Genomic DNA, 22,118 nt, shown 5'->3' with positions numbered 1-22,118 from the left:
ACGGTGGTGTGAGAGGACGCTAAATAAAATAATTATTTAGCTCCTACTCGATTTGCTTAAAGTAAAATTTTTGTCAAATTTCTGAGAAATTTAGAATCACTTGTTATATTATTTCTTCTTATGGTAACACTAATTTTGAAAGGAGGTAGTAAGATGAAAAGAAATTTAAAGCAAATTTTATCTTTTACTTTGATATTTATTTTTACTATATTAATTTTGCCAGTTAACATAGCTAATGCTTTAGAGTCAGAGGATAAAGTGAAATCTGATGGCACAAATATAGAAGCAAAGGCTGCATTACTTATGGAACCAATGAGCGGAAAGATAATTTACGAGAAAAATGCAGAGGAAAAATTTGCTCCTGCATCTGTAACAAAAGTTATGACTATGCTGCTAACAATGGAGGCAGTAGATAGTGGGAAAATTAAATTGGAGGATAAAGTAACCTGTAGCGAAAATGCAAAGAAAATGGGCGGAAGCACAATGCTTTTAGATACTGGAGAAATAAGAACAGTTGAAGAACTACTAAAAGGTGTTGCAATAGCATCAGGAAATGATGCAGCAGTTGCATTAGCTGAATATTTGGGAGGAACTGAAGCTGATTTTGTTGCTATGATGAATAAGAGAGCTCAGGAACTTGGAATGAATAATACAACATTTAAAAACTGTAATGGATTACCAGCTGAAGGACATTTATCTACTGCAAAAGATATAGCAATAATGTCTAAGGAATTATTAAAGCATCCCAAAGTTCTAAAATATACAGGAACTTATATGGATTCTATTTCAGAAGGTAGAAAATCTCCAATAGAGCTTGTAAACCATAATAAATTAGTTAGATTTTTTGAGGGTTGTGATGGACTTAAGACAGGATTTACAGATGAAGCAAAATATTGTATCAGTGCTACAGCAACAAGAAACGGAGTAAGAATGTTATCTGTAATTATGGGAGCTCCAACTTATAAAATAAGGAATCGTGATGCAGGAGTTTTACTTAACTATGGATTTTCAAAATACGAAGGTAAAAAGCTTGTAGCTAAAGATCAAGAAATTGATAAGGTGTTTATGGATGAACAAACTGACAGATTCTTTATGGCAAAGGCAAAGGAAGATTTAAATGTAATACTTCCAAAGGGCGTCAATCAAGAATTACAAAAGAAAATTGTAATTGATGAATTAAAGAAAGAATATAAAGCAGGAGACATGGTTGGAAAATATGAAGTTTATTTAGGTAATGAAAAGGTTGGAGAGGTAGAAATATATTGTGACAGAGACATTAAGAAAGGCAATATATTTGATAATATTAAATATAACATTAAAAATTTATTCGAAAAAGGTGTATAAAAACCATTAAGTAAGATATAGCTTATAATATAGATTTTTCTAGATTATAAGCTATATCTTTTATTTTGCGTATTTTGTTTATTAAAGTAAATTACATATGTGTAGTAATTAATTAAACTTTCTTGTTTTGAGTCAAATAAATTGTTATTATATATAGTGAGGCTAATTTTGAAAAAATGTATATATGGAGGTAGAAACAATATATGGAACTTCCAAAAATTAAAATTAATGATTTTGAAGGACCCTTTGATTTATTATTGCATTTAATAAAGAAAAATCAAATGAGTATATATAATGTAAAAATATATGAAATAACAAATCAATATTTAAATTATTTAAATGAAATGAAGGAAATGGACTTAGAAATAACTTCTGAATTTATAGTAGTGGCAGCTACTTTAATAGAAATAAAATCTAAACAGCTATTACCTAAACCTAAAAAAGAAGATGAAAATGAAGAAGATGATGAAAAGCTTCTTATTGAAAAGCTTATATTATATAAGAAAATCAAAGGTGTTTCAGGTTTCTTTAGAGATAAATACACTAGTACAGGCGAAGTATATGGAAAAAAACCAGAGTTAATAGAAGATAAGAGAGAAACAATCAGCACGAGTGAATTATTTAAAGATATAAATCTTATTGATTTATTTAATGTATATAATAATTTATTGGAGATTTACAATAATAAGCAAAATAAAAATAATGTAATCCAAAAGAAAATTTATGTAGATCAATATAAAATAGAAGATAAACTTGAATATATAATGGAAAAACTTAAAAATAAGAAATCAAGCAATTTCTTTGAATTCATGGAAGGCTGTGAATGTAAGTTAGAGTGTGTTGTAACCTTCTTGGCGCTACTTGAAATGATTAAACAGAGAATGGTTAAGGTTTATCAAAGTGATAATTTCACAAACATATTAATTGAAAGGAGAGCGGAAGATGCATAAAAAGGAAGGAATTCAAATTCCATTTATGGATGACATGAAGAAGAATTCTTTAAAATCAGCAATAGAAGCTTTATTATTTGCTAGTGGAGATCCACTAAGTCTTCAAGACTTAATTAATCATCTTGAAGAAAAATCGAAACTTCTTGAAATAATTATTCATGAAATGATGGAAGAATATGAAAATTCAAATAGAGGAATAAAACTTATATGTATAAAAGGAAGCTATCAATTAGTTACCAAAGCAGAAAATGCAGATTATATACAAAAACTCTTAAAGAAAAATAAAAGACAATCTTTATCACAAGCATCAATTGAAAGTTTGGCAATTGTAGCATACAAACAGCCTATAACTAGAATAGATATTGATGAGATTCGTGGAGTTAAATCTGAAAGTGCAATTCAAAGACTTATAGAAAGAGATTTAATAAAAGAAATTGGAAGGTTAGAAGTACCAGGAAGGCCAATTTTATATGGTACAACAGAAGAATTCTTAAGACAATTTGAATTAAAAGACCTTCAAGAATTACCGTCTTTAGATTTATTTGGTCAAGATGATTCTGAGGATAATGGAATAGAAGAAAACGAAATAGATCAAGCAGAAAATCAATAAATTATTTATATTAGAGAAATAGGGTGCTGAAATTATAATCAGCATACTATTTCTCTTTTTAAATTTAAAAATTAGGAGCAAATTAAATATTGTTAATATCGCTAGAATAATTACTTTGGTTCATATTTACTGTAGAATTATTCTCGGCATTATTACTTTTATTATTATTACCAGTAGTTGAGTTTTTATTCTTGTTGCAAAGGTCTTTTACTAAACTTTTTATAATATCCAATACTTGAGGAACTGTATCAACAATTCTGTCATATGTGGTATCTTGAGCCACAGGTAACATTCTGACACCATCTTCTTTGACTACTAAAAAAGCTACAGGACGGACAGATACACCGGCACCAGAACCACCACCAAAAGGAAATACTGTATTATTAGGAGTGTTATTTGGATTTGAATATTCACTGCCTCCAGATGCAAAACCAAAAGATAATTTTGAAACCGGGATTATATAAGATCCATCTTTAGTTTCGACACCTTTTCCGATTACTGTATTTACATCAACCATGCTTTTAAGATTTTCCATAGTACTCTTAATTAAATTTTCAACTTGTTGTTCATTTGACATAATAAGCCCCTATCAAGGGGTTCACCTCCCTTGTTTTTTTGTGAATTTAAATAAAATAATTATTATATATATAATGTTTGCAAGTGATAAGAAAAATATACTTGAGGTTTCAATTTTTAGGAAAAATTTATCTTCAAATATTGGATTTACTTTGAAATTGTATTTGTTGATCTTAAATAAAATACTTAATATAATATAAATTATTGGTGGGGTCTGGCATAAAACACCGTAAAAAATTGCAGTTTTAGCAGCATCATTAAGAGAGTAGTCAACAAATAAATTTACTTTTAGTATTGGTTTAAATTTTGAGTGATATAATTTTGAAATTAAAGGTTTATATTCTAGTGATTTAAAATTGACTTTATTAAAAAGTTTAGAAAAATTAATTATTTTCTTTTTTATTTTTGGTTTAGTTTTAGATAAAAGATTTTTTTTCTTTTTAACTTTTTTTTGAGATATAATTGTGACTCCATATAATTTTATATAATAATTTACACCAGAATAGTAAATATTAAATTTAATAGGAATTGGTATAAATATGATTAATAAAATCACTAAGAAAATAAAAAATAATTTCATAAAAACCCTCCAAACTCTTACATTTCATAATTATTGACTAAATAAAAAAAAATAAACCTAAAAAATTAATAAAACTAGGTTTAAAATTTAAATTTAAAGGGAAACTAGTACCAAATAGTAAGATTAGAAGGTGATTAATAATGAGGAAGGGGACTAAAATTATTTCACTAATATTATTTAGCTTTATATTTACTCAAATTATGGGGATTAGTGTAGTTGCTAAAAGTAAAGACAGTAATAATTTTAGGGTAAATGCTAGATGTGCAATTGCGTTAGATAAAGAAAGTGGTATGGTTTTATATGAGCAAAATGCATATGAAATTGTCCCAATGGCAAGTACAACTAAAATACTCACTGCACTTATAGCTATTGAGCAAGGAGATTTAGATAAAAAAGTTACTATTAGTAAAAAGGCTGCAAGTATAAGAGGCTCAACTGTTGGATACAAAGAAAATGAACAAATTACTTTGAAAGAATTGGTTTATGGGCTTATGTTTAAATCAGGAAATGATGCAGCTATTGCCATAGCAGAAGAATTAGGAAAATCAACTGAAGGTTTTGCAGAAATAATGAATCATTATGCCAGAGGAATTGGATTATTAGATTCTCACTTTGAATCACCTCATGGATTAGACAGTAGTAAGCATTATTCTTCTGCATATGACTTGGCTCATTTAACAGCTAAGGGTATGGACTATGATTTATTTAGAGAAATAGTTGGCAGCAAAGAAATATCAAAGGAAAAATATAATTTTACTAGAGACTACAATAATATTAACAAAATACTTTGGAGAATTCCAGGAGCTAATGGGGTTAAAACAGGATATACAGGTCAGGCAGGGAAATGTTTAGTTTCTTCTATTAATAATAATGGTAAGGATATTATAATAGTAGTCTTAAACTGCCCTGACAGATGGAATGTAACAGATGAAATCTATAAGCATGTAATAGAAAAAGTTGCATTTGGGAATTGGACTGTTAAAGAATTAATATAAAAGATCCACAAGTATATATATCATAAAAGAATAAATTAGCATAGAATTTTCATAATTAATATAATAAACTCAAATAAAACCATGATAAGGCAGAATTAAATTGCTTAGATCATGGTTTTATTTATATTTATAATAATTTGTTAAATAATATTTACATTAATATAGTTTTTGGCTAAATACATTATTTAAATTAATTTTTTGTATTTTTGAACAGATTTCATCTATATTAGTTGTATAAAGGCCGAGTTCTTGCATTCTTTTAAAATAAACAGAACCTGCAAAAGTATACCTATCTTTTCGCCCTTCTCTAGTTTTAGCTTTTTCATTTGCATATGTTATCAAATCTCCAATTGCAATAGATGAAGGAAGAATTAAAAGGGGCATTCCTAAAGCCAATCTTACAGAATTATGACCTGCTAGTGAACCAGTACAAATAGCTTCTGTATGTCCAACAAAGAGTCCGCTTTTTTCTCCAGCACAAAATAAATTATCTACTCCTGTAACTTTTAAATCATTAGTTCTTGGTGCAACAGATAAATATCTAATTGAATTTCCCTTACTTCCTGCATAAGGATCAACATATTTTGCATTTTCTAAACCCTTTATCTTTCTTAGTTTATGCAATGGGTAATAAGTGGTCATAAGTTTAGCATGTCCTGTATCCAATAAAATTATATTTTCTGCAAACTCTTTTAAGGCATATTGCTGACATACTTTTGTATTTAATTTATCATAATTAATATCTTCACTTGGAACTTTTAAAATTACTACGCCTTTAGAATTTAATTCATTTCTAATTTCATCAGATAAGCTTTCCTTAGCTAATTTGCATGATCCAGAAAATGCTCCTAAAATATCATCTCCTCTTTCTCCTTGAATATCTGAAACACCACACCTTTCGCTAATGCTAATTCTAGGTCCAAAAGAAGGACATCTTAACACACACATTGAGCATCCATTTCCATAACGAAGGCAATTGCCCATAGGGCCTGTAGTTCCAGTAGTTTCAATAAAAACATCACCTTCTATATAGGTTCCATCACTTAAATAAACACCTTTAATTTTTTGACCATCAAAATTAATATCATTTACTCTGCTTTCAGTCATGATATTAATATTTAAAGAGTTCAAATATTTGAGAACTTCGCCTTCTATTAAGTTTACATTATAAAGAGTAGCGTGTTTATGACCTGGAAAATCAATATTTTTATGAACAGAAACCTTATCAGCAATCTCAATTAAATCTCCTGCACCTAACGCTATTAATTCTTCTGAAGCTGTATAACGTCCATTATTACGCATTATTCCACCAACATTTCCAAGACCAAGCAATAAATCTGTCTTTTCAATAATTGTGACATCAGCACCTGCTTTCTTACTTGTTACTGCTGCTGCGCAGCCAGCCCAGCCGCCTCCAATAATAATAACCTTCATATAAATCTTCTCCCTTCAAAAATACTTCTTGGATCAGCCTGCTCCTTGCAGAATCTTTTAACTCTATGCCCTGAAAATCTAGATGTACAAGCTCCGCAAATACCTTCACCACAGCACATTTTAAAGTTATTGCAGCATGAAAGTGAAACATCATTTCTATTAATGTCATTTAGATAATTAATAATACTATACGTTAAAATATCAGCACCTGCTATATGAATATAATTGATTCCCTCTTTAAGAGAATCTTTAATTATAACTTTTGCATGGTCTGAAAGTTTACCTGATTCAAATAAAGAATTTTCTAATATGGTCACATCATATTTGTTTAAAAATTCGTTTGCAAAGTTAATTTCAAAGGGATTTTTATCTATTATAACTTTTAATTTATTATTTTGTGCAATTAATTTTCTTATTACAGGCATCATGGGCGCTAATCCAATTCCTCTTGCTAAAACTAATGCATTTCCATCCTTTTGATCTAATATATTTTTAATTCCAAAAACTCCATTCCAATAAGGCCCCCTTATTACTATGTTTTCATTTGCTTTTATCTCTAGTAGTTTATTAGTTTTTATTCCTCTAATTTCAATGGCTATAGTAATAATATCTTTATCTATATCAGAATTCATAATAGAAATAGGAATGTCAAAGTAGTTAATTTCATCTGTTCTTATGAATATAAAGCTTCCTGGCTTTACCAAATCTAAAACTAATTTATGAGGTGCCTTAAATTTTATAACTAACAATTTATTATCATAATTTATCACGTTTGTTACAAAACAGCTATAAGTTTTACGACCCTCTTTTGCTTTATTTGAATTATTATAAAGTTCTTGATATATACAAACCCCCTTCCAATTTAAGCAATCACAAAATACTTTACCCTGACATTGTGAGCAAATTAAACATTGTCCGTTTTCAGCTAATTTGCAAGGGCAATATTCGGTTCCAGCATCTATACAATCAACTGATTCCTTTATCATTTTCTCTCCTTTAGAAAAATTACTTCTAATATATAGATTATTTGAAAAGAAATATTTTGATACAAATAAAGATGGTAAAAAGAAATATAAACTTAATAAAGCGAAAATAAATATATAGATATTAAAATTATTTTAGAGTATAGGTTTATAAAAAATATTTAAAATTTATTAAAATATTTTATCAATGTATGTAAGATGCTTTTAAATGATGTATAATATTAGAGCATATAGAAAAAGAAAGCAATCATATAATAACAGCTAAGTTTAGAGTTTAATGGAAAGATTTTAAGGAGAAACACGATGGATAAATTTGTATTATACATAATAGGAACTTTCTTTATATTGGGTGGTATTGATTATATACTTGGAAGCCCTTTAAAAATTGGTGGTAAATTTGAAGAGGGTATAAAGACAATGGGAGCATTAGGTCTTGGAATGATTGGAATATATTCTTTAGCGCCTATATTGTCAAAGATTTTGTCTGTAATGATTGTCCCTGTTTCAGAAGTTTTAAAATTAGATCCTTCAATAATACCTTCAGCTTTTTTAGCTGTTGATATGGGAGGGTTTCAAATAGCAGGAGAATTGGCATTAACTAAAGAAATGGGATTATTTTCAGGAATTATTATAGCATCAACTTTAGGTGCAACTATAAGTTTTTCCATACCTGTAGCAATTGGGATGATATCAAAAGAAGATGAAAAGTATTTTTCTAAAGGAATTATGATTGGAATTACTTCTATACCTTTTGGATGCCTTGCAGCAGGGATATGGAATAACATAAATATTGGTACATTAATATGGAATCTGTTTCCTATATTCATTTTTTCTATTTTATTAGGAATAGGATTACTAAAGTTTCACAACATATTAATGAAAGGCTTTAATGTCTTTGGAAAGTTAATAATGGCACTTAGTGTTATAGGATTATTACTTCAAGGAGTGGAGGCTATTTTTCAAATAAAAGTTATATCAGGATTGGCACCACTTTCTGAATCTACATATATAGTTGGTAAAATTGCATTTGTTTTAGCAGGAGCATATCCAATGCTAGAGGTAATAAATCGAATATTTAAGAATGGAATTGAACAAATAGGAGAAAAATTTGGAATTAATTCTTTTTCTGTAGCTGGCATTTTAGGCAATTTAGCTAGCAATTTATTAATATTTGGAACATATAAAAAAATGGATCCAAAGGGAAAGGTTATTTGTACTGCATTTGCAGTAAGTGGAGCTTTTGTTTTTGGAGGACAATTTGGGTTTGTGTCAGGAATAGCCCCTGAAATGTTAGGAGCGTTTATTATATCAAAAGTTATAGGTGGAATTATAAGTATTGTACTAGCTTTATGGTTATATGAACGTGAGAATAATATGAGTTTAAAGAAAGTTGAGGTATAAAATATGACAGTTAAAGAAAAAATCGAAGCATTAAGAAAATTAATGAGGGAAAATAAAATGGATGCATACATAGTTCCAAGCTTTGATGCTCATCAAAGTGAATATGTAGCAGACCATTGGAAAAGTAGACAATGGATATCTGGATTTACAGGTTCTGCAGGAACAGCTGTAATCACTTTAGAAGATGCAGGATTATGGACTGATGGAAGATATTATATCCAAGCTGAAAAGCAGCTTGAAGGTTCTGGAATGAGATTGTTTAAAGCAGCAGAACCTGAAACACCTTCTTTTGCAGAATGGTTAAGAGACAGTCTTAATAAGGATAGTTTTGTTGGTTTCGATGGAACTGTTTTTTCAGTAGATATGGTTAGAGATATACGTAAGGAACTTGATAGTAAAAATATAGGGCTAAAATTTGAACAGGATTTAATTAATCAATTATGGTCAGATAGACCAGAAATTCCCAAGAGTCCAGTTTTTATTCATGAAGTAAAATATGCTGGAAAGTCTAGAACAGAAAAACTTAATCAAGTAAGAGAAGAAATGAACAAACTTGGAGCAAATCATTATTTGCTAACTTCTTTAGATGACATTGCTTGGCTTTTAAATATAAGAGGAAATGATGTTCCTAATAATCCTGTTGTAATATCTAATGTGGTGATAGATTTAGATAAGTGCTATTTATTTGTTGATTCTTCAAAGCTTTCCAAGGAAATCAAATCTGATTTGGAAGCCGAAGGCATTGAATTAAAAGACTATAATAATGAACTTGAAAAGTTTTTATCACAACTTAAAGATAAAGATACAATAATGTATGATAGCAGTAAAACAAATATTTGTTTATATAATGCTATACCTGAAAAGGTTAAAAAGATTGAAAAAGCTAATATTACTACAAGTTTAAAAGGAATAAAAAATGAAGTTGAAATAGAAAACTTCAAAAACTGTGAAGTTATGGATGGAGTAGCCATGGTGAAATTTATAAAATGGTTAAAGACTTCTGTGGCTAAAGAAAAAATTACTGAAATTTCAGCAGCAGATAAACTTGAAGCGTTTAGGTCACAAATAGAATTATTTGCAGGGCTTAGTTTTGATACTATAGGTGGTTATAAAGATCACGCTGCAATGATGCACTATAAAGCAACAGAAGAAAGTCAATATACTTTAAAAGATGAAGGCTTTTTCTTAGTTGATTCAGGCGGACAATATTATAATGGAACAACAGATACTACTAGAACTATAGTACTTGGAAAAATTACAGAAGAAGAAAGAAGAGATTATACTTTAGTATTGAAGGCACATATTGGATTAAGCACAGCGAAATTTTTGCATGGGGCAACAGGTGCTAATTTAGATGTTTTAGCAAGACAACCAATTTGGAAATATGGCTTAGATTATAAATGTGGAACAGGTCATGGAGTTGGTTTCTTCTTAAATGTTCATGAAGGACCTCAAGGATTTAGAGGAAACAATCATGTTAAGTTAGAAAAAGGTATGATTCTTACAAATGAACCTGGAATATATAAAGAAGGAAAGTTTGGAATTAGAACTGAAAACATGATGTTGGTAGTTGAAGATGAGAAAACAGAATTTGGTCAATTTATGAAATTTGAACCAATAACATATTGTCCAATTGATTTAGATGGAATTAATAGTGATATGTTAACAACAGAAGAAAAACAATGGCTAAATGATTATCATAAGGATGTCTTTAACAGACTATCACCTTATTTAAATGAAGAAGAAAGAGAATGGTTAAAGCAAGAAATAAGAGAAGTAGTATAGAAGTTTACCAATTAAGTATATCTTTTATACATTGTAACTCAAATGAAAAATAGACAATGCAGTTTTAACTAAGTATTTTTGTTTTACTCACACAAATATGTATAAAGAACATAAAATGTAGTATGCAAATACTGAGGAGGAAATAAAAATGGCAAGCAATGATAATAACTGCAATTGTCAAGGTACAGGTGGATTAAGTGTAAGAAATCATAATCATGAATTTTTATCAAGTACTGATTTTGAAAGAGATGATGCACGTGAATTTCACAATCATCGTATTGCTGGTGTAACAGGACCTGCAATAGTGTTAGGTAAGTCTCATGTGCACAAGATAGATGCTCTTACAGATACTTTTCATAATCATTTTCATAGAATTTGTGATACTACTGGTCCAGCGCTATATCTGCCAAATGGAAAACATGTTCATTTAGTTAGAGGAGAAACAACAAATAATGATAACCATGATCATGATTATTATTTTGTTACTTTAATTGAAGATCCAGCTAATTTATAAAAAATCACGCAAGGGATTCAGTAAAAGACTTGGAATTTTATATAAAACTTCCAAGTCTTTTGTTTTTGATAATAATACGATTTCATTATAAATTTATATAAATAATTTATTAATACACCTTTTGTATTTACGTATTATATTTAAATTTATATCTATTTAAGGAATTTATGAAAAAATTAAAAGATAATTTAGTAAAGTGAAAAAATAGATAGTTTGAGTTGAGTAAAAAATAATAGTAATATATAAAGGTGTATATTCATGTTGGTATACAGTGATTTAATTGATAATTCTAATTGTCTAATTATGAAAATAATAAATAAAATTATTGCTATTATTTAATTATATATTATAAATAACTGTGAAATACTAACATATATGAATTTAACTAATTTTATCTTTAATAAAATGTAGATAATGAAGGAGTAAAGTTAATGAAAAAAGAAGGAGAACAAAAGAAATTAACGTTAATTACGTTAATACTGATGATTTTTACATCAGTATTTGGATTTGCTAATATGCCAAGATCTTTTTATCTTATGGGGTATGGTGCAATTCCATGGTTTATTTTAGGAGGGATAACATATTTTGTACCCTTTGCTTTTATGATGGCTGAATATGGTTCAGCGTTTAAAGAAGAAAAGGGTGGAATATATTCTTGGATGGAAAAATCAGTAGGTCCTAAATTTGCATTTATGGGAGTTTTCATGTGGTATGCATCATATTTAGTATGGATGATAAATATTTGTTCTACTATTTGGATACCATTATCAAATACAATTTTTGGTGTAGATACTACTTCAAAGTGGGGAATATTAGGATTAAGTTCTACACAAGTGCTTGGAATATTGGGAGTTATATGGGTAACCACAGCATTTCTTATATCTAAAAGAGGTATAAATAAAATAACTAAAATAACTTCTGTTGGTGGAATTGCAGTTGCATTATTAAATATTGTGCTTATTTTAGGAGCCATTTTTGTATTTATATTAAATAAAGGGCAATTTAAAGAAACTATTACTTCGGGAATGGTTTTTGTAAATTCACCTAATCCAGCATATCATAGTACAATTTCAATGTTATCATTTTTAGTATTTGCATTATTTGCATATGGTGGAATTGAAGCAGCTTCTGGACTTGTAGATCAAACAGAAAATCCAGAAAAGACTTTTCCAAGAGGAATTTTAATTGCAGCAACAATAATATCTGTTGGATATTCTTTAGGAATCTTTTTAATTGGGATATTTACAAACTGGGCGCAAAGTCTTTCTGGAGAAAATGTAAATATGGCGAATGTGGCATATATAGTAATGAATAATTTAGGATATACTTTAGGAACTTCTTTAGGATTATCAGAAGTTGCATCAGTACAAATTGGCAATTGGATTGCTAGATATGTTGGATTATCTATGTTCTTTGCAATAACAGGTGCATTTTTCACTTTATCATATGCACCACTTAAGCAGCTAATAGAAGGAACACCTGCTAAGCTTTGGCCAGGGAAAATGTCAGAAATAGATAAAAATGATATGCCAATAGGTGCAATGAAAATTCAAACAATTACTGTAGCGGTAATGGTATTATTTATATCAATGGGTGGAAACAATGCAAAAGCTTTTTTTGAAATGCTCGTGTTAATGACAAATGTTGCAATGACTTTACCATATATATTTTTATCAATTGCTTATGTTTGGTTTAGAAAAAAGGATTCTATAGAAAAGCCATTTTTAGTTATAAAAAATAAAAATATTGCCATGATTATTGGAGTTATTGTTACTATTGTTGTTGGCTTTGCTAACTTATTTACGATTATTGAACCAGCTATTAATGGTAAGTATACTTCTACAATAGCTATGATTGCAGGACCTGTAATATTTATTGCAGTTGCATTAGTAATATACTTTAATGGTGAAAAAAATAATTAATAAATATTATAAGAAGTTTTTGAAATTAAAATGGATAGTGGGATTAATGAAGTAATTCCATTATCCATTATTTTTTTGAGAACTATATATTAATTTTTATCAGAAAAGTTTTAAGGAAATATTAAGAAATACTAAAGAAGATATACTTGATTATAGAGATGTTTCTATATATAATTTAAGTGTATTAATTGAAGTAGTACACATCATACAGATTGGAGGAATGATTATGAAAAAGTCAACAATTATAGTTATACTAGGTTTTTTTATTGTGATAACTGGATTGCTTAGTATGAATGATGAAAGAGTGTATAAAAAGCAAAAGCATTTTGAAACAGTTAATGAAGTGCTTCAGCAATTAGATAATAAACCATTAAAAACCTACGATGAAAAATTTGCCTATAAAGAAACTGATGAACTGATGGAATGTATTTCTGAAAGAAAAAGATTGACAGATTCAAAACTTGATTATGGAAAAATAGAAATATTAAATGTAGAAGAATTAAAGGATGAGGATAAACAAGAACTTTTAAATGGGTATAATAAGCATAGAAATCAGTTTACTAAACGAAGAGAAATAACAAGAGAAGAGCCAGTTAGAATTAAAGCTAAAGCATGGTACTCGCACATAGAAAACGGAAAAAGGGTCTTTAGTGATCCGAGAAAACTTGATGTTGATTTAGTACTTGTAGATGAAGGTGAAGGTTTAGTGATTGATTATTTATTGGAACTAAGGAATGTAGAGGAAAACAAAGATGCTTAGGATTGATCCTAGGAGCAGTACTCCTATTTATGAACAAATAGAACTTGGAGTTAAGGAGCTTATATTAAAAGGAGCTTTAAAAGCAGGTGAAAAATTACCTTCTGTTAGGGAAATGTCTTCTATACTTACAATAAACCCTAATACTATCAGCAAAGCTTATGGTGAGTTAGAGCGTGAAGGAATAATTGAAACCTTAAGGGGGAAAGGAACTTATATAACACATAATTTTGAGGGGAAAGTAGATGAGAAAAAAATGGAATATATGAAAGATGAATTAAAAAAGCTAATTCTCGAAGCTAATTATAGTGGGATTGACAAGGAAGAGTTTATGAAATTAGCACTTCAGATATTCTCTGAACTAGGGGTGAAGGATAATGATAGAAGTAAATAATTTATCTTTTGAAATAGATGGAAAAGAAATTTTAAAAGATGTAAATTTAAAAATAGGGAAAGGAAAAATATTTGGTATCATAGGACCTAATGGTGTGGGAAAAACCACTTTAATGAGATGTTTGACGGGTATTTACAATCCTACCTTTGGAAGTGTTAGTTATAATGGAGAAATTGTTTATGATAATCCTAAAGTAAAAAATAAAATAGGATATGTAGCAGATGAAAATATAATGCATACTAATTTTAAAGTAAGTGAAATAATTAAATATTATAAATACTCTTATACGGATTTTGATGAGGAAAAATTTAATGAATTAAATAAGATTTTTAAGATTCCTACAAATAGATTTATATTTCAACTTTCTAAGGGCATGAAGATGAGACTATCAATAATGCTTGCTTTTTCAATTCATGCAGAGTATTTAGTATTAGATGAGCCGACTTCAGGATTAGATGCAATACTAAAAAATAAACTTCTTAATATTTTGGTAGATGAAGTATTTGAAAATAATATTACTATAATAATTAGTTCACATCATTTAGGAGAACTTGAAAGAATTTGTGACGATGTTGCTATTTTGGATAAAGGTACAATTTCATATGAAAATTCAGTAGAAAATATGAAAAATAAAATAAAAAAAATACAAGTTGCCTTTGATGAACCAGTTTATGAAGAAGACTTAGATTTAAAAGGAATTTTTAAAATAAGTAAAGTTGGTAGAGTTTTTACTATAATAACTGATGATTATGATGAAGAATTTATTAACAATCTTAATAAATTCAAGCCTTTATTTATTGAAGAAATTGATCTTAGCTTAGAAGATATCTTTATCTATAAGGTTGATAGGGAGGATGAAAATGAAGAAGTATTTAAATAAGGGATTGATTTATAATTGGTTTAATTCTGCTAAAGTACCTATAATCATTGGATTAATAGCATGGGGCTTTATAGCAGATGAAATTATTAGAAGTGAAATTAATCAAGTAAAATTTAGAATATCAGATTCCTTTGTAAATGATTTTGCTACAACTAATTTAGACAAATATTTGGGATTAGGAATTATATTCGTAGCTATATATTTTATTGCACAAGGAATTAATAAGAGAAATGCTGCCATGTTTTTGGCAAGTGGACCTTATACAAAAAAGCAGATTAAATATAATGAGCTTATGTGCATTTTTGTAACTCTAATGCCTTTTGTTTTAATGTATCTTTATATAGCGCTAATGGCATATTTAGGGAATAAACAACTATTATCAATTGTCGATGGATATTGGTATATTATTTTTATAGAGGTTGCAAAAATAATTTTAATAGGTGCTGTAGGTATATTATTTATGCTTACTGTTGATTTATTGTTTTCAAATACAGTAGTAGGTTTTGCTAGTATGATTTTTGTAATGCCTGGGTCAATTTTATTAATTGTAACAAAAGTATCTAAAATACTAGATTATACAGGAATAGATAATAGATATATGGTTAATTACGTGGAGGATGAAATTCCTAAGTATAATGTTAATGTTCTGCTGAATAAAGTAACTAGTAGAGAAATAAGACTTAGAGAATTATTCTTTGAAATAGTATTTGCTTTATGTTTAATAGCCATAATGCTTATTATTTATAATATTGTACAAAAAAGATATAGATTAGAATGTTGTAATAAGATATTTTCATCTAAAGTTAATGAAAACATCATAGTAATTTTAATATGTTTAGCTATTGGATCACTTGGATCTTTATTTTTAGTATCAGATTTCATAAGAAACATGCAGTTTATAAATGGAGGGGATTATTTACCTTTGTCTGGCACAAATTTGTTTAAAGCATTAAGTTTAGATTTGTTGTGTATAACAGTTGTAGGAGGAATATCATATAAGATAATAAAGAAAGTATTAAGGTCAGTAGTATAAATTTTAATTTAAAGTACTAAATGCGCTTTGATATTGGACAACTTATGAATAAAATGCAATTATATATTAAATAAATGATTAAAACTATGGTGAAATGTTAAGTTGATTAATTATTTCATCCATGGTTTTTTATTTGCTTTAAAATAAGCAGACTTTTTTTAGTCTTAAAGAACCAAAAATAAGAAAATGGAATAATATATATTAACAAAAGAATAGGAGATGATAAACATGTCTAAACATTCAAATGATTGTTGCTGCTGCTGTAGATGTACTCCTTGTTGCAATAACAATTGCTGTAGTAATATTAATAGTTGCTGCAATAATGGTTGCGGAGGATTCGGCGGAGGATTTGGAAATGGATTCGGTGGTGGTTGCGGAGGATTCGGCGGAAGCTGGATTTGGATTTTAATATTTTTATTCTTTGGCGGTGGTTGCGGCGGTGGCTGCGGTTTTGGTAATGGAGGATTTTTCTGGTAATTTAATTAATATTAAGGTGTAAAATCTAAAGTTATCCTTAATTTTAGATAATAGAAACGCATTTTTGCGTTTCTATTATTTCTATAGAAGTTGTAATATATAGCTGAAAAAGATATAATTTAAAATAGCAAAAGAGGAAATAGAAAAACCAAGTTATGGAGTGAAAAGATATATGGAAGAAAGATTACAAAAATATATGGCAAGTTGTGGTGTTGCCTCAAGGAGAAAATGTGAAGAAATAATACTTGCTGGAAAAGTCAAGGTAAATGGAGTATTAGTTAACGAAGTTGGAATAAAGATAGATCCGTCAAAAGATAAAGTAGAATATGAGGGAAAGATAATAAGTAAGGAAGAAAAAAAAGTGTATATAATGCTTAATAAACCTGAAGGATACATAAGTTCTGTAAAAGATGAAAAGGATAGAAAGACTATTTTAGATATTGTTAAGGTGGAAGAAAGAATATATCCAATTGGAAGGCTGGATTATGATAGTTCTGGTTTATTACTGTTAACTAATGATGGTGAAATATATAATAAAATAATTCATCCAAGAGTAGAAATAATTAAAAAATATATAGCAGTAGTTAAAGGTGAAATAACCGAAAAGGATATTAAAAAGTTTGAAATTGGAATAGATATTGGAGGATATATAACTGCACCAGCTGAACTTAAAGTTATAAGTTATGATAAAAAAGTATCAACTATAGAAATTGGTATTCATGAGGGTAAAAATAGACAGATTAGAAAGATGTGCGCTGTACTAAATCATGAGGTGTTGTCTTTAAAGAGAATAGCTATTGGAGAAATAAAACTAGGATATTTAAAAAGAGGAGAATATAGAGAATTAAATGATGAAGAAATAAATTATATTAATACATTATAAATTTATGTGATAGTAACTATTATATACTGAAGGTAAGAAAAAGAAATCCTGCAAATTTTTAATATTTAGTTCCCAAAATCACTTATTTATTGTACAATTTTAAATAAGATGATAGAATTAAGTAGATATTATTCAAAATTGATAGTGGGAAGGCAAAATATGGATGAATTAAATAATGAAAATAGTAAAGATTTAATGAGATTAATTCAAGGAAAATTTATAAGATTAAGTAAGGGGCAAAAATTAATAGCTGAATACATTTTAAAATATTATGATAAGGCTGCATTTATGACAGCTGCTAAACTTGGTACATCAGTTGGAGTATCAGAGTCAACAGTTGTAAGATTTGCAATTGAGCTTGGATTTTCAGGATATCCTAAGCTTCAAAAGGCATTGCAGGAACTTATAAAAAATAAGCTTACTACAGTTCAAAGGTTAGAACTTAGAAATGATTATTTTTCAGATGGAGATGCATTAAAAGGCGTTCTTAAAGCAGATATGGAAAATATTAGAGCTACATTAGAAAAAATAAATCAAAATACTTTTGAAGAAGTTGTTAAGAATATATTTGAAGCTCAAAGAATCTATATAATTGGACTTAGAAGTTCTACGGCTATTGCAGAATTCTTAGGGTTTTATTTAAACATAATATTACAAAACGTAAAAATTGTAAGCTATGGAATTTCGGATGTTTTTGAGCAAATGATTAATGTAGGAGATGGTGACTTAGTTATTGGAATTGGATTCCCAAGATATGCGGCTAAGACAATAGATGCTTTAGAATTTGCTAGAGATAGAGGTGCTAAGGTAGTTGCACTTACAGATAGTTTACTATCTCCTTTAGCATCCAAAGCGGATTATACATTAATAGCTCAAAGTAATATGGCATCATTTGTAGATTCATTAGTTGCGCCATTATCAGTAATAAATGCTTTGATTATTGCTGTTGGAATGAGGGAAAAGGAAAGTATTTCTGATGTGTTTGGAAACTTAGAAAAGATATGGCAAACTTATAATGTGTATTCCATAAATAATAGAAATGTATCAGATGATTAAAGTATGACAATGAATACATAAATTAATAGTGGATAACCTTATACTAAGAATATGTTATAAGAAAATGAGCTGCTCTCCAGTACTCTGTGGGAACAGCTCATTTTCTTAAGTATGCAAGGAGATGGATGCAATGAATATGAATATTATTATTCCTCTTGAGGTTAAATTTATTTTAGATACATTAATAAATAATGGGCATGAAGCATATATAGTTGGAGGGTGTGTAAGGGATAGTATTTTAAATAAGCAGCCTAAAGATTGGGACATAACTACCAAAGCAAAACCAGAAGAAGTAATAAATTTGTTTGAGAAAGTTATTTTAACTGGACTCAAACATGGTACTGTAACAGTACTAATAAATAATGAGGGATATGAAGTAACAACTTATAGAACAGATGGTGAGTATGAAGATAATAGGCACCCAAAGGAAGTAAAATTCGTAAGTTCATTAAAGGAAGATTTAGCAAGAAGAGATTTCACTATTAATGCAATGGCATTTAATGAGCAAACGGGTTTAGTTGATTATTTTAATGGATTAAGTGATTTAAAAGATAAAATAATAAAAACAGTAGGTATTCCGGAAGAAAGATTTAAAGAAGATGCATTGAGGATGCTTAGAGCAGTAAGATTTTCAGCACAATTAGATTTTAATATTGATACAGAGCTGTTAAGTGCAATAGAATTACTAAGAAATAATATTAAAGATATATCTAAAGAAAGAATAAGAGATGAATTAAATAAAATACTTATAAATAATCCTAGAAAAATAGATATACTAAAAGATTGTGGAATTCTAGAAATAATAATTCCAGAGATAAGAAGTATTTATGATTTTAATCAAAACAATTCATATCATATTTACGATTTATATAATCATACTTTAAAAGCAACAGAAGCTATAGAAAAAAAGCTACATTTAAGATTAACCATGCTTTTGCACGATTTTGGGAAAGTTAAAACAAAAACTACAGATGATAAAGGAATTTCCCATTACTATAATCACTCAAAAGAATCAATAGAGCTGGCAAAAAGCATTTTAAAAGAATTGAAATATGATAATGTAACTATAAATAAGGTTTTAATTTTAATACAATATCACGATTGTACATTAAAAAGTAAATTATCAGTAAAAAAGCTTTTAAATAAAATAGGTGAGGAAGCTTTTAGAGATTTAATTAAAGTTCAAAAATCAGATATATTAGCTCAAAATCCAATTTATGCAAAAGAACGATTATTAAATATGATAAATATTGAAAGTAAGCTGGACTTAATTTTAGAACAAAATGAGTGTTTTGATTTAAAAGACTTAAATATTAATGGAAAGGAACTTATAGAGTTAGGGTTTAATAGAGGAAAAGAAATCGGAGAAATACTAAATTACTTATTAGATAAAGTTATAGAGAATCCAGATTTAAATAATAAAGAACAATTAATGAAATTAGCAAAACAAAGGTGAAAATGTAATTTTTATTGATTTTATGTTATATGTATATGTTTGATAATCTTAATCCAATTAAAATTCGTCAAAAGAAAAATAATATAAAGATATAAGATAGTTTTATATAATAAAAAAAGCTTTTTATTAAGGGTAAATTATAGTAAAATAGATTTATGTTTTGAATAAATTGTAGAAATTTTTATATAATTATGTTTATATGGAAGTTAAAGGATAAGTTTAGGTTTTAGCAAGGGGAGAGAAATAATAATGTATGATGTTATTAATTATATGGAGATTTGGGTAAATGAGTATATGGAGATTTTGTTGGAAAAAGTTGATGGATGTAAGTGTGATAAGTGCAAAAGGGATATTTTTTCATTAGCACTTAACAATTTAAAACCATATTATGTAGCAACTCCATTGGGGAAAATTATGGCTAAACTAGAAAGTACTAAACAGCAGGTTGAAACAGATATAATAGTAGAAGTTACAAAGGCTATTAATAAAGTTAATAGCAATCCTAATCACGATAGATAATATAGGTTACTAAATATAATTATTTTACGTTTATATAAAGATAAATTAGCAAATAAAAAATCTATTGCACGTGTATAAATAAAGATAAGATAATTGGAATGAATTAATTATCTTATCTTTTTGACTAAGAATTTTACCAATTTCCACTTGAACCACCACCGCCAGAAGAACCGCCACCAAAGCCGCCAAATCCACCGCTGGAAGAGCCGCCTCTAGGACCATTGCCTCTAAATATACTATTAAAAATTAAAATTTGTAGTAGCAAATGTGAAACTCTGCCTCTGTTAAAAAGCAAGTCTAGTATCACTAATCCTAAAAAGATACCACTATAGATTTTTATATTGGTTGATGAAGCAGCGTTTGTATTAGAAACATTAATTTTTAAAGATTTATCTAAGGTAGTATTGTATTCTTTTGCAATATAATCACTAAAGATACTATATGAATCAGCTAATCCTTTTCCGTAATTACCTTGTGTAAAGTTAGGTTTTGCAATTGATTCCATAATTCTATTGCTTAATGCATCTGGAACAGCACCTTCAAGCCCACGTCCAACTTCAACTCGCCATGTTCGGTCTTTTATTGCTAAAAGAATTAATAGACCGTTATCTTTTTCTTTTTGACCAATTCCCCAAGTCCTAAATAAATTTATTGCATATTGTTCTATAGGAACATTGTTGGTTGTATCGATTGTTACTATGACTGCTTGTGCGCCTGTTTTATCTTCTAATTCTTTTCCTATAGATATTATGTTATTTATATTTTGCTGATCTATTATTTTGGCATAATCATTTACATATTTTTGAGAAGTTGGAGAAGGTATATTTATATCGGCATTTGCAGCAAAAGGAAAAAGAGAAGTTACTAAAAGAAGAAGACAAAATAAATATATTATTCTTTTTTTAGTATTTATGCTCATTTAGTAAAATCCACTGAAGGTACTTCTTTTGCACTTTCACTTGCTTTATAAAGTGCTTTTTCTTGAAAATTAAATAATGAAGCAATTATGTTATTTGGAAAATTTCTTCTTCTTGTATTATAATTTGTTACAGCAGCGTTATAATCTTGTCTTGCAACTGCAATTCTGTTCTCAGTTCCCTCAAGCTGTATTGATAAATCTCTAAAATTTTGATTTGATTTTAATTCTGGGTAGTTTTCTACTATTACTAGTAATCTTGAAAGAGCGCCAGAAAGGTCGCTATCTGCATTTGCTCGTTCTTGTACATTTGAAGCTCCAGCTAATCGACTTCTTGCATTTGCGATATCTGTATAAATTGTTTTTTCTTGAGTTGCATACCCTTTAACTGTATTAACTAAATTGGGTATTAAGTCTGATCTTCTTTGAAGCTGAGTGTCTATGTTTGATGAGGCAGAGTTAACCCTTTGTTCAAGAGCAACTAAGTTGTTATAGCCGCTTATAGGAATTCCTAAAACTATCAATATTCCCACAATGATTATAGCTATCTTTATACCTTTATTCATTAAGTTAAACCTCCTTTATATTGATAAGATTAGTATATGCAAAAAGCTTTTAATATATAAATTGAAATAAAAATTTGAAAATGAAAG

23 protein-coding genes are annotated in these 22,118 nt (G+C 28.3%); 17 read left to right on the top strand and 6 right to left on the bottom strand.

The genetic code is table 11. The annotated features are described in order from the left end of the window. Positions 1 to 153 precede the first annotated feature (153 nt). The 3 genes from GXK56_RS22080 (at position 154) to scpB (ending at position 2,904) form a co-directional block, all read left to right on the top strand. Entirely contained in the window at positions 154 to 1,344 is a 1,191-nt protein-coding gene (locus GXK56_RS22080; protein ID WP_160691523.1) for a D-alanyl-D-alanine carboxypeptidase family protein, read from the top strand. A gap of 203 nt (positions 1,345 to 1,547) precedes the next feature. Continuing rightward, positions 1,548 to 2,294: a segregation/condensation protein A gene (locus GXK56_RS22075; protein WP_160691521.1), complete on the top strand. Its 747-nt coding sequence runs from the start codon at positions 1,548 to 1,550 to the stop codon at positions 2,292 to 2,294. After that, the gene (scpB, locus tag GXK56_RS22070; protein WP_160691519.1) at positions 2,287 to 2,904 is read left to right on the top strand and encodes an SMC-Scp complex subunit ScpB; all 618 of its coding nucleotides are present in this window, start codon (positions 2,287 to 2,289) and stop codon (positions 2,902 to 2,904) included. The genes GXK56_RS22075 and scpB overlap by 8 nt, the downstream gene beginning before the upstream one ends. 82 nt (positions 2,905 to 2,986) lie before the next feature. Here the strand turns inward: scpB and ytfJ are convergent, their stop codons facing one another. Continuing rightward, complete coding sequence (gene ytfJ / locus GXK56_RS22065; protein ID WP_160691517.1) at positions 2,987 to 3,481, bottom strand: GerW family sporulation protein; 495 nt, start codon at positions 3,479 to 3,481, stop codon at positions 2,987 to 2,989. Positions 3,482 to 3,502: 21 nt separating this feature from the next. After that, entirely contained in the window at positions 3,503 to 4,060 is a 558-nt protein-coding gene (locus GXK56_RS22060) for a DUF2953 domain-containing protein (RefSeq protein ID WP_160691515.1), read from the bottom strand. 140 nt (positions 4,061 to 4,200) lie between these two features. On the opposite strand from GXK56_RS22060, the gene GXK56_RS22055 reads away from it, so the two are divergent. Next, positions 4,201 to 5,055, top strand: coding sequence for a D-alanyl-D-alanine carboxypeptidase family protein (locus GXK56_RS22055; protein WP_160691513.1), 855 nt, complete (start codon positions 4,201 to 4,203; stop codon positions 5,053 to 5,055). Positions 5,056 to 5,211: 156 nt separating this feature from the next. Here GXK56_RS22055 and GXK56_RS22050 read toward each other — a convergent pair whose 3' ends face one another. Together GXK56_RS22050 and GXK56_RS22045 are read right to left on the bottom strand one after the other, a co-directional pair. After that, positions 5,212 to 6,489 (bottom strand): FAD-dependent oxidoreductase, encoded by a 1,278-nt coding sequence (locus GXK56_RS22050; protein ID WP_160691511.1) that lies wholly within the window; start codon positions 6,487 to 6,489, stop codon positions 5,212 to 5,214. Then, a complete protein-coding gene (locus GXK56_RS22045) occupies positions 6,486 to 7,475 on the bottom strand; it encodes a sulfide/dihydroorotate dehydrogenase-like FAD/NAD-binding protein (protein ID WP_160691509.1) in 990 nt (329 codons plus the stop codon). Before GXK56_RS22045 ends, GXK56_RS22050 begins: the two co-directional genes overlap by 4 nt. A gap of 300 nt (positions 7,476 to 7,775) precedes the next feature. Between GXK56_RS22045 and eutH the strand changes: the two genes are divergently transcribed. From eutH to GXK56_RS21980, 13 genes are all read left to right on the top strand, one after another. Further along, complete coding sequence (eutH, locus tag GXK56_RS22040; RefSeq protein ID WP_160691491.1) at positions 7,776 to 8,873, top strand: ethanolamine utilization protein EutH; 1,098 nt, start codon at positions 7,776 to 7,778, stop codon at positions 8,871 to 8,873. A gap of 3 nt (positions 8,874 to 8,876) precedes the next feature. Beyond that, the gene (locus GXK56_RS22035; RefSeq protein WP_160691489.1) at positions 8,877 to 10,658 is read left to right on the top strand and encodes an aminopeptidase P family protein; all 1,782 of its coding nucleotides are present in this window, start codon (positions 8,877 to 8,879) and stop codon (positions 10,656 to 10,658) included. Positions 10,659 to 10,806: 148 nt separating this feature from the next. Beyond that, on the top strand, positions 10,807 to 11,172 hold the full coding sequence (locus GXK56_RS22030) for a YmaF family protein (protein ID WP_160691487.1): 366 nt from the start codon (positions 10,807 to 10,809) through the stop codon (positions 11,170 to 11,172). 431 nt (positions 11,173 to 11,603) lie between these two features. Beyond that, positions 11,604 to 13,094, top strand: a complete 1,491-nt coding sequence (gene yjeM, locus GXK56_RS22025; protein WP_160691485.1) for a glutamate/gamma-aminobutyrate family transporter YjeM — start codon at positions 11,604 to 11,606, stop codon at positions 13,092 to 13,094. Between the two features lie 226 nt (positions 13,095 to 13,320). Continuing rightward, the gene (locus tag GXK56_RS22020; RefSeq protein WP_160691483.1) at positions 13,321 to 13,854 is read left to right on the top strand and encodes a hypothetical protein; all 534 of its coding nucleotides are present in this window, start codon (positions 13,321 to 13,323) and stop codon (positions 13,852 to 13,854) included. Next, entirely contained in the window at positions 13,847 to 14,245 is a 399-nt protein-coding gene (locus tag GXK56_RS22015) for a GntR family transcriptional regulator (protein ID WP_160691481.1), read from the top strand. The genes GXK56_RS22020 and GXK56_RS22015 overlap by 8 nt, the downstream gene beginning before the upstream one ends. Next, positions 14,229 to 15,125 carry an ABC transporter ATP-binding protein gene (locus GXK56_RS22010; protein WP_160691479.1) on the top strand — a complete coding sequence of 299 codons (897 nt, stop codon included), beginning with the start codon at positions 14,229 to 14,231 and terminating at the stop codon, positions 15,123 to 15,125. Before GXK56_RS22015 ends, GXK56_RS22010 begins: the two co-directional genes overlap by 17 nt. Further along, positions 15,106 to 16,158, top strand: a complete 1,053-nt coding sequence (locus GXK56_RS22005; protein WP_160691477.1) for a hypothetical protein — start codon at positions 15,106 to 15,108, stop codon at positions 16,156 to 16,158. The genes GXK56_RS22010 and GXK56_RS22005 overlap by 20 nt, the downstream gene beginning before the upstream one ends. Positions 16,159 to 16,386: 228 nt before the next feature. Continuing rightward, positions 16,387 to 16,635 carry a ground-like protein gene (locus GXK56_RS22000; RefSeq protein ID WP_160691475.1) on the top strand — a complete coding sequence of 83 codons (249 nt, stop codon included), beginning with the start codon at positions 16,387 to 16,389 and terminating at the stop codon, positions 16,633 to 16,635. A gap of 172 nt (positions 16,636 to 16,807) precedes the next feature. Further along, positions 16,808 to 17,518: a pseudouridine synthase gene (locus tag GXK56_RS21995; RefSeq protein WP_160691473.1), complete on the top strand. Its 711-nt coding sequence runs from the start codon at positions 16,808 to 16,810 to the stop codon at positions 17,516 to 17,518. A gap of 159 nt (positions 17,519 to 17,677) precedes the next feature. After that, entirely contained in the window at positions 17,678 to 18,574 is an 897-nt protein-coding gene (locus GXK56_RS21990) for a MurR/RpiR family transcriptional regulator (RefSeq protein WP_160691471.1), read from the top strand. A 130-nt stretch (positions 18,575 to 18,704) separates the two neighbouring features. Further along, the gene (locus GXK56_RS21985) at positions 18,705 to 20,030 is read left to right on the top strand and encodes a CCA tRNA nucleotidyltransferase (RefSeq protein ID WP_160691469.1); all 1,326 of its coding nucleotides are present in this window, start codon (positions 18,705 to 18,707) and stop codon (positions 20,028 to 20,030) included. A 249-nt stretch (positions 20,031 to 20,279) separates the two neighbouring features. Further along, positions 20,280 to 20,549, top strand: a complete 270-nt coding sequence (locus GXK56_RS21980; RefSeq protein ID WP_160691467.1) for a late competence development ComFB family protein — start codon at positions 20,280 to 20,282, stop codon at positions 20,547 to 20,549. Between the two features lie 133 nt (positions 20,550 to 20,682). Here the strand turns inward: GXK56_RS21980 and GXK56_RS21975 are convergent, their stop codons facing one another. Next, positions 20,683 to 21,468, bottom strand: a complete 786-nt coding sequence (locus GXK56_RS21975) for a TPM domain-containing protein (RefSeq protein WP_160691465.1) — start codon at positions 21,466 to 21,468, stop codon at positions 20,683 to 20,685. Then, positions 21,465 to 22,031 (bottom strand): LemA family protein, encoded by a 567-nt coding sequence (locus tag GXK56_RS21970; protein WP_160691463.1) that lies wholly within the window; start codon positions 22,029 to 22,031, stop codon positions 21,465 to 21,467. Before GXK56_RS21970 ends, GXK56_RS21975 begins: the two co-directional genes overlap by 4 nt. Positions 22,032 to 22,118: the final 87 nt, after the last annotated feature.

Origin of the sequence: Clostridium sp. C2-6-12 (genome assembly GCF_009928485.1) — a bacterium.
Lineage (GTDB): Bacteria > Bacillota > Clostridia > Clostridiales > Clostridiaceae > Clostridium.
The sequence above is the reverse complement of the archived record's forward strand: the minus strand, read 5'-3'. Positions and strand labels throughout refer to the sequence as shown.

Bases quoted from the DNA above. Each gene is read 5' to 3' on its own strand.
- GXK56_RS22080 (WP_160691523.1), top strand. From the start codon at position 154: ATGAAAAGAAATTTAAAGCAAATTTTATCTTTTACTTTGATATTTATT.
- GXK56_RS22075 (WP_160691521.1), top strand. From the start codon at position 1,548: ATGGAACTTCCAAAAATTAAAATTAATGATTTTGAAGGACCCTTTGAT.
- scpB (WP_160691519.1), top strand. From the start codon at position 2,287: ATGCATAAAAAGGAAGGAATTCAAATTCCATTTATGGATGACATGAAG.
- ytfJ (WP_160691517.1), bottom strand. From the start codon at position 3,481: ATGTCAAATGAACAACAAGTTGAAAATTTAATTAAGAGTACTATGGAA.
- GXK56_RS22060 (WP_160691515.1), bottom strand. From the start codon at position 4,060: ATGAAATTATTTTTTATTTTCTTAGTGATTTTATTAATCATATTTATA.
- GXK56_RS22055 (WP_160691513.1), top strand. From the start codon at position 4,201: ATGAGGAAGGGGACTAAAATTATTTCACTAATATTATTTAGCTTTATA.
- GXK56_RS22050 (WP_160691511.1), bottom strand. From the start codon at position 6,489: ATGAAGGTTATTATTATTGGAGGCGGCTGGGCTGGCTGCGCAGCAGCA.
- GXK56_RS22045 (WP_160691509.1), bottom strand. From the start codon at position 7,475: ATGATAAAGGAATCAGTTGATTGTATAGATGCTGGAACCGAATATTGC.
- eutH (WP_160691491.1), top strand. From the start codon at position 7,776: ATGGATAAATTTGTATTATACATAATAGGAACTTTCTTTATATTGGGT.
- GXK56_RS22035 (WP_160691489.1), top strand. From the start codon at position 8,877: ATGACAGTTAAAGAAAAAATCGAAGCATTAAGAAAATTAATGAGGGAA.
- GXK56_RS22030 (WP_160691487.1), top strand. From the start codon at position 10,807: ATGGCAAGCAATGATAATAACTGCAATTGTCAAGGTACAGGTGGATTA.
- yjeM (WP_160691485.1), top strand. From the start codon at position 11,604: ATGAAAAAAGAAGGAGAACAAAAGAAATTAACGTTAATTACGTTAATA.
- GXK56_RS22020 (WP_160691483.1), top strand. From the start codon at position 13,321: ATGAAAAAGTCAACAATTATAGTTATACTAGGTTTTTTTATTGTGATA.
- GXK56_RS22015 (WP_160691481.1), top strand. From the start codon at position 13,847: ATGCTTAGGATTGATCCTAGGAGCAGTACTCCTATTTATGAACAAATA.
- GXK56_RS22010 (WP_160691479.1), top strand. From the start codon at position 14,229: ATGATAGAAGTAAATAATTTATCTTTTGAAATAGATGGAAAAGAAATT.
- GXK56_RS22005 (WP_160691477.1), top strand. From the start codon at position 15,106: ATGAAGAAGTATTTAAATAAGGGATTGATTTATAATTGGTTTAATTCT.
- GXK56_RS22000 (WP_160691475.1), top strand. From the start codon at position 16,387: ATGTCTAAACATTCAAATGATTGTTGCTGCTGCTGTAGATGTACTCCT.
- GXK56_RS21995 (WP_160691473.1), top strand. From the start codon at position 16,808: ATGGAAGAAAGATTACAAAAATATATGGCAAGTTGTGGTGTTGCCTCA.
- GXK56_RS21990 (WP_160691471.1), top strand. From the start codon at position 17,678: ATGGATGAATTAAATAATGAAAATAGTAAAGATTTAATGAGATTAATT.
- GXK56_RS21985 (WP_160691469.1), top strand. From the start codon at position 18,705: ATGAATATGAATATTATTATTCCTCTTGAGGTTAAATTTATTTTAGAT.
- GXK56_RS21980 (WP_160691467.1), top strand. From the start codon at position 20,280: ATGTATGATGTTATTAATTATATGGAGATTTGGGTAAATGAGTATATG.
- GXK56_RS21975 (WP_160691465.1), bottom strand. From the start codon at position 21,468: ATGAGCATAAATACTAAAAAAAGAATAATATATTTATTTTGTCTTCTT.
- GXK56_RS21970 (WP_160691463.1), bottom strand. From the start codon at position 22,031: ATGAATAAAGGTATAAAGATAGCTATAATCATTGTGGGAATATTGATA.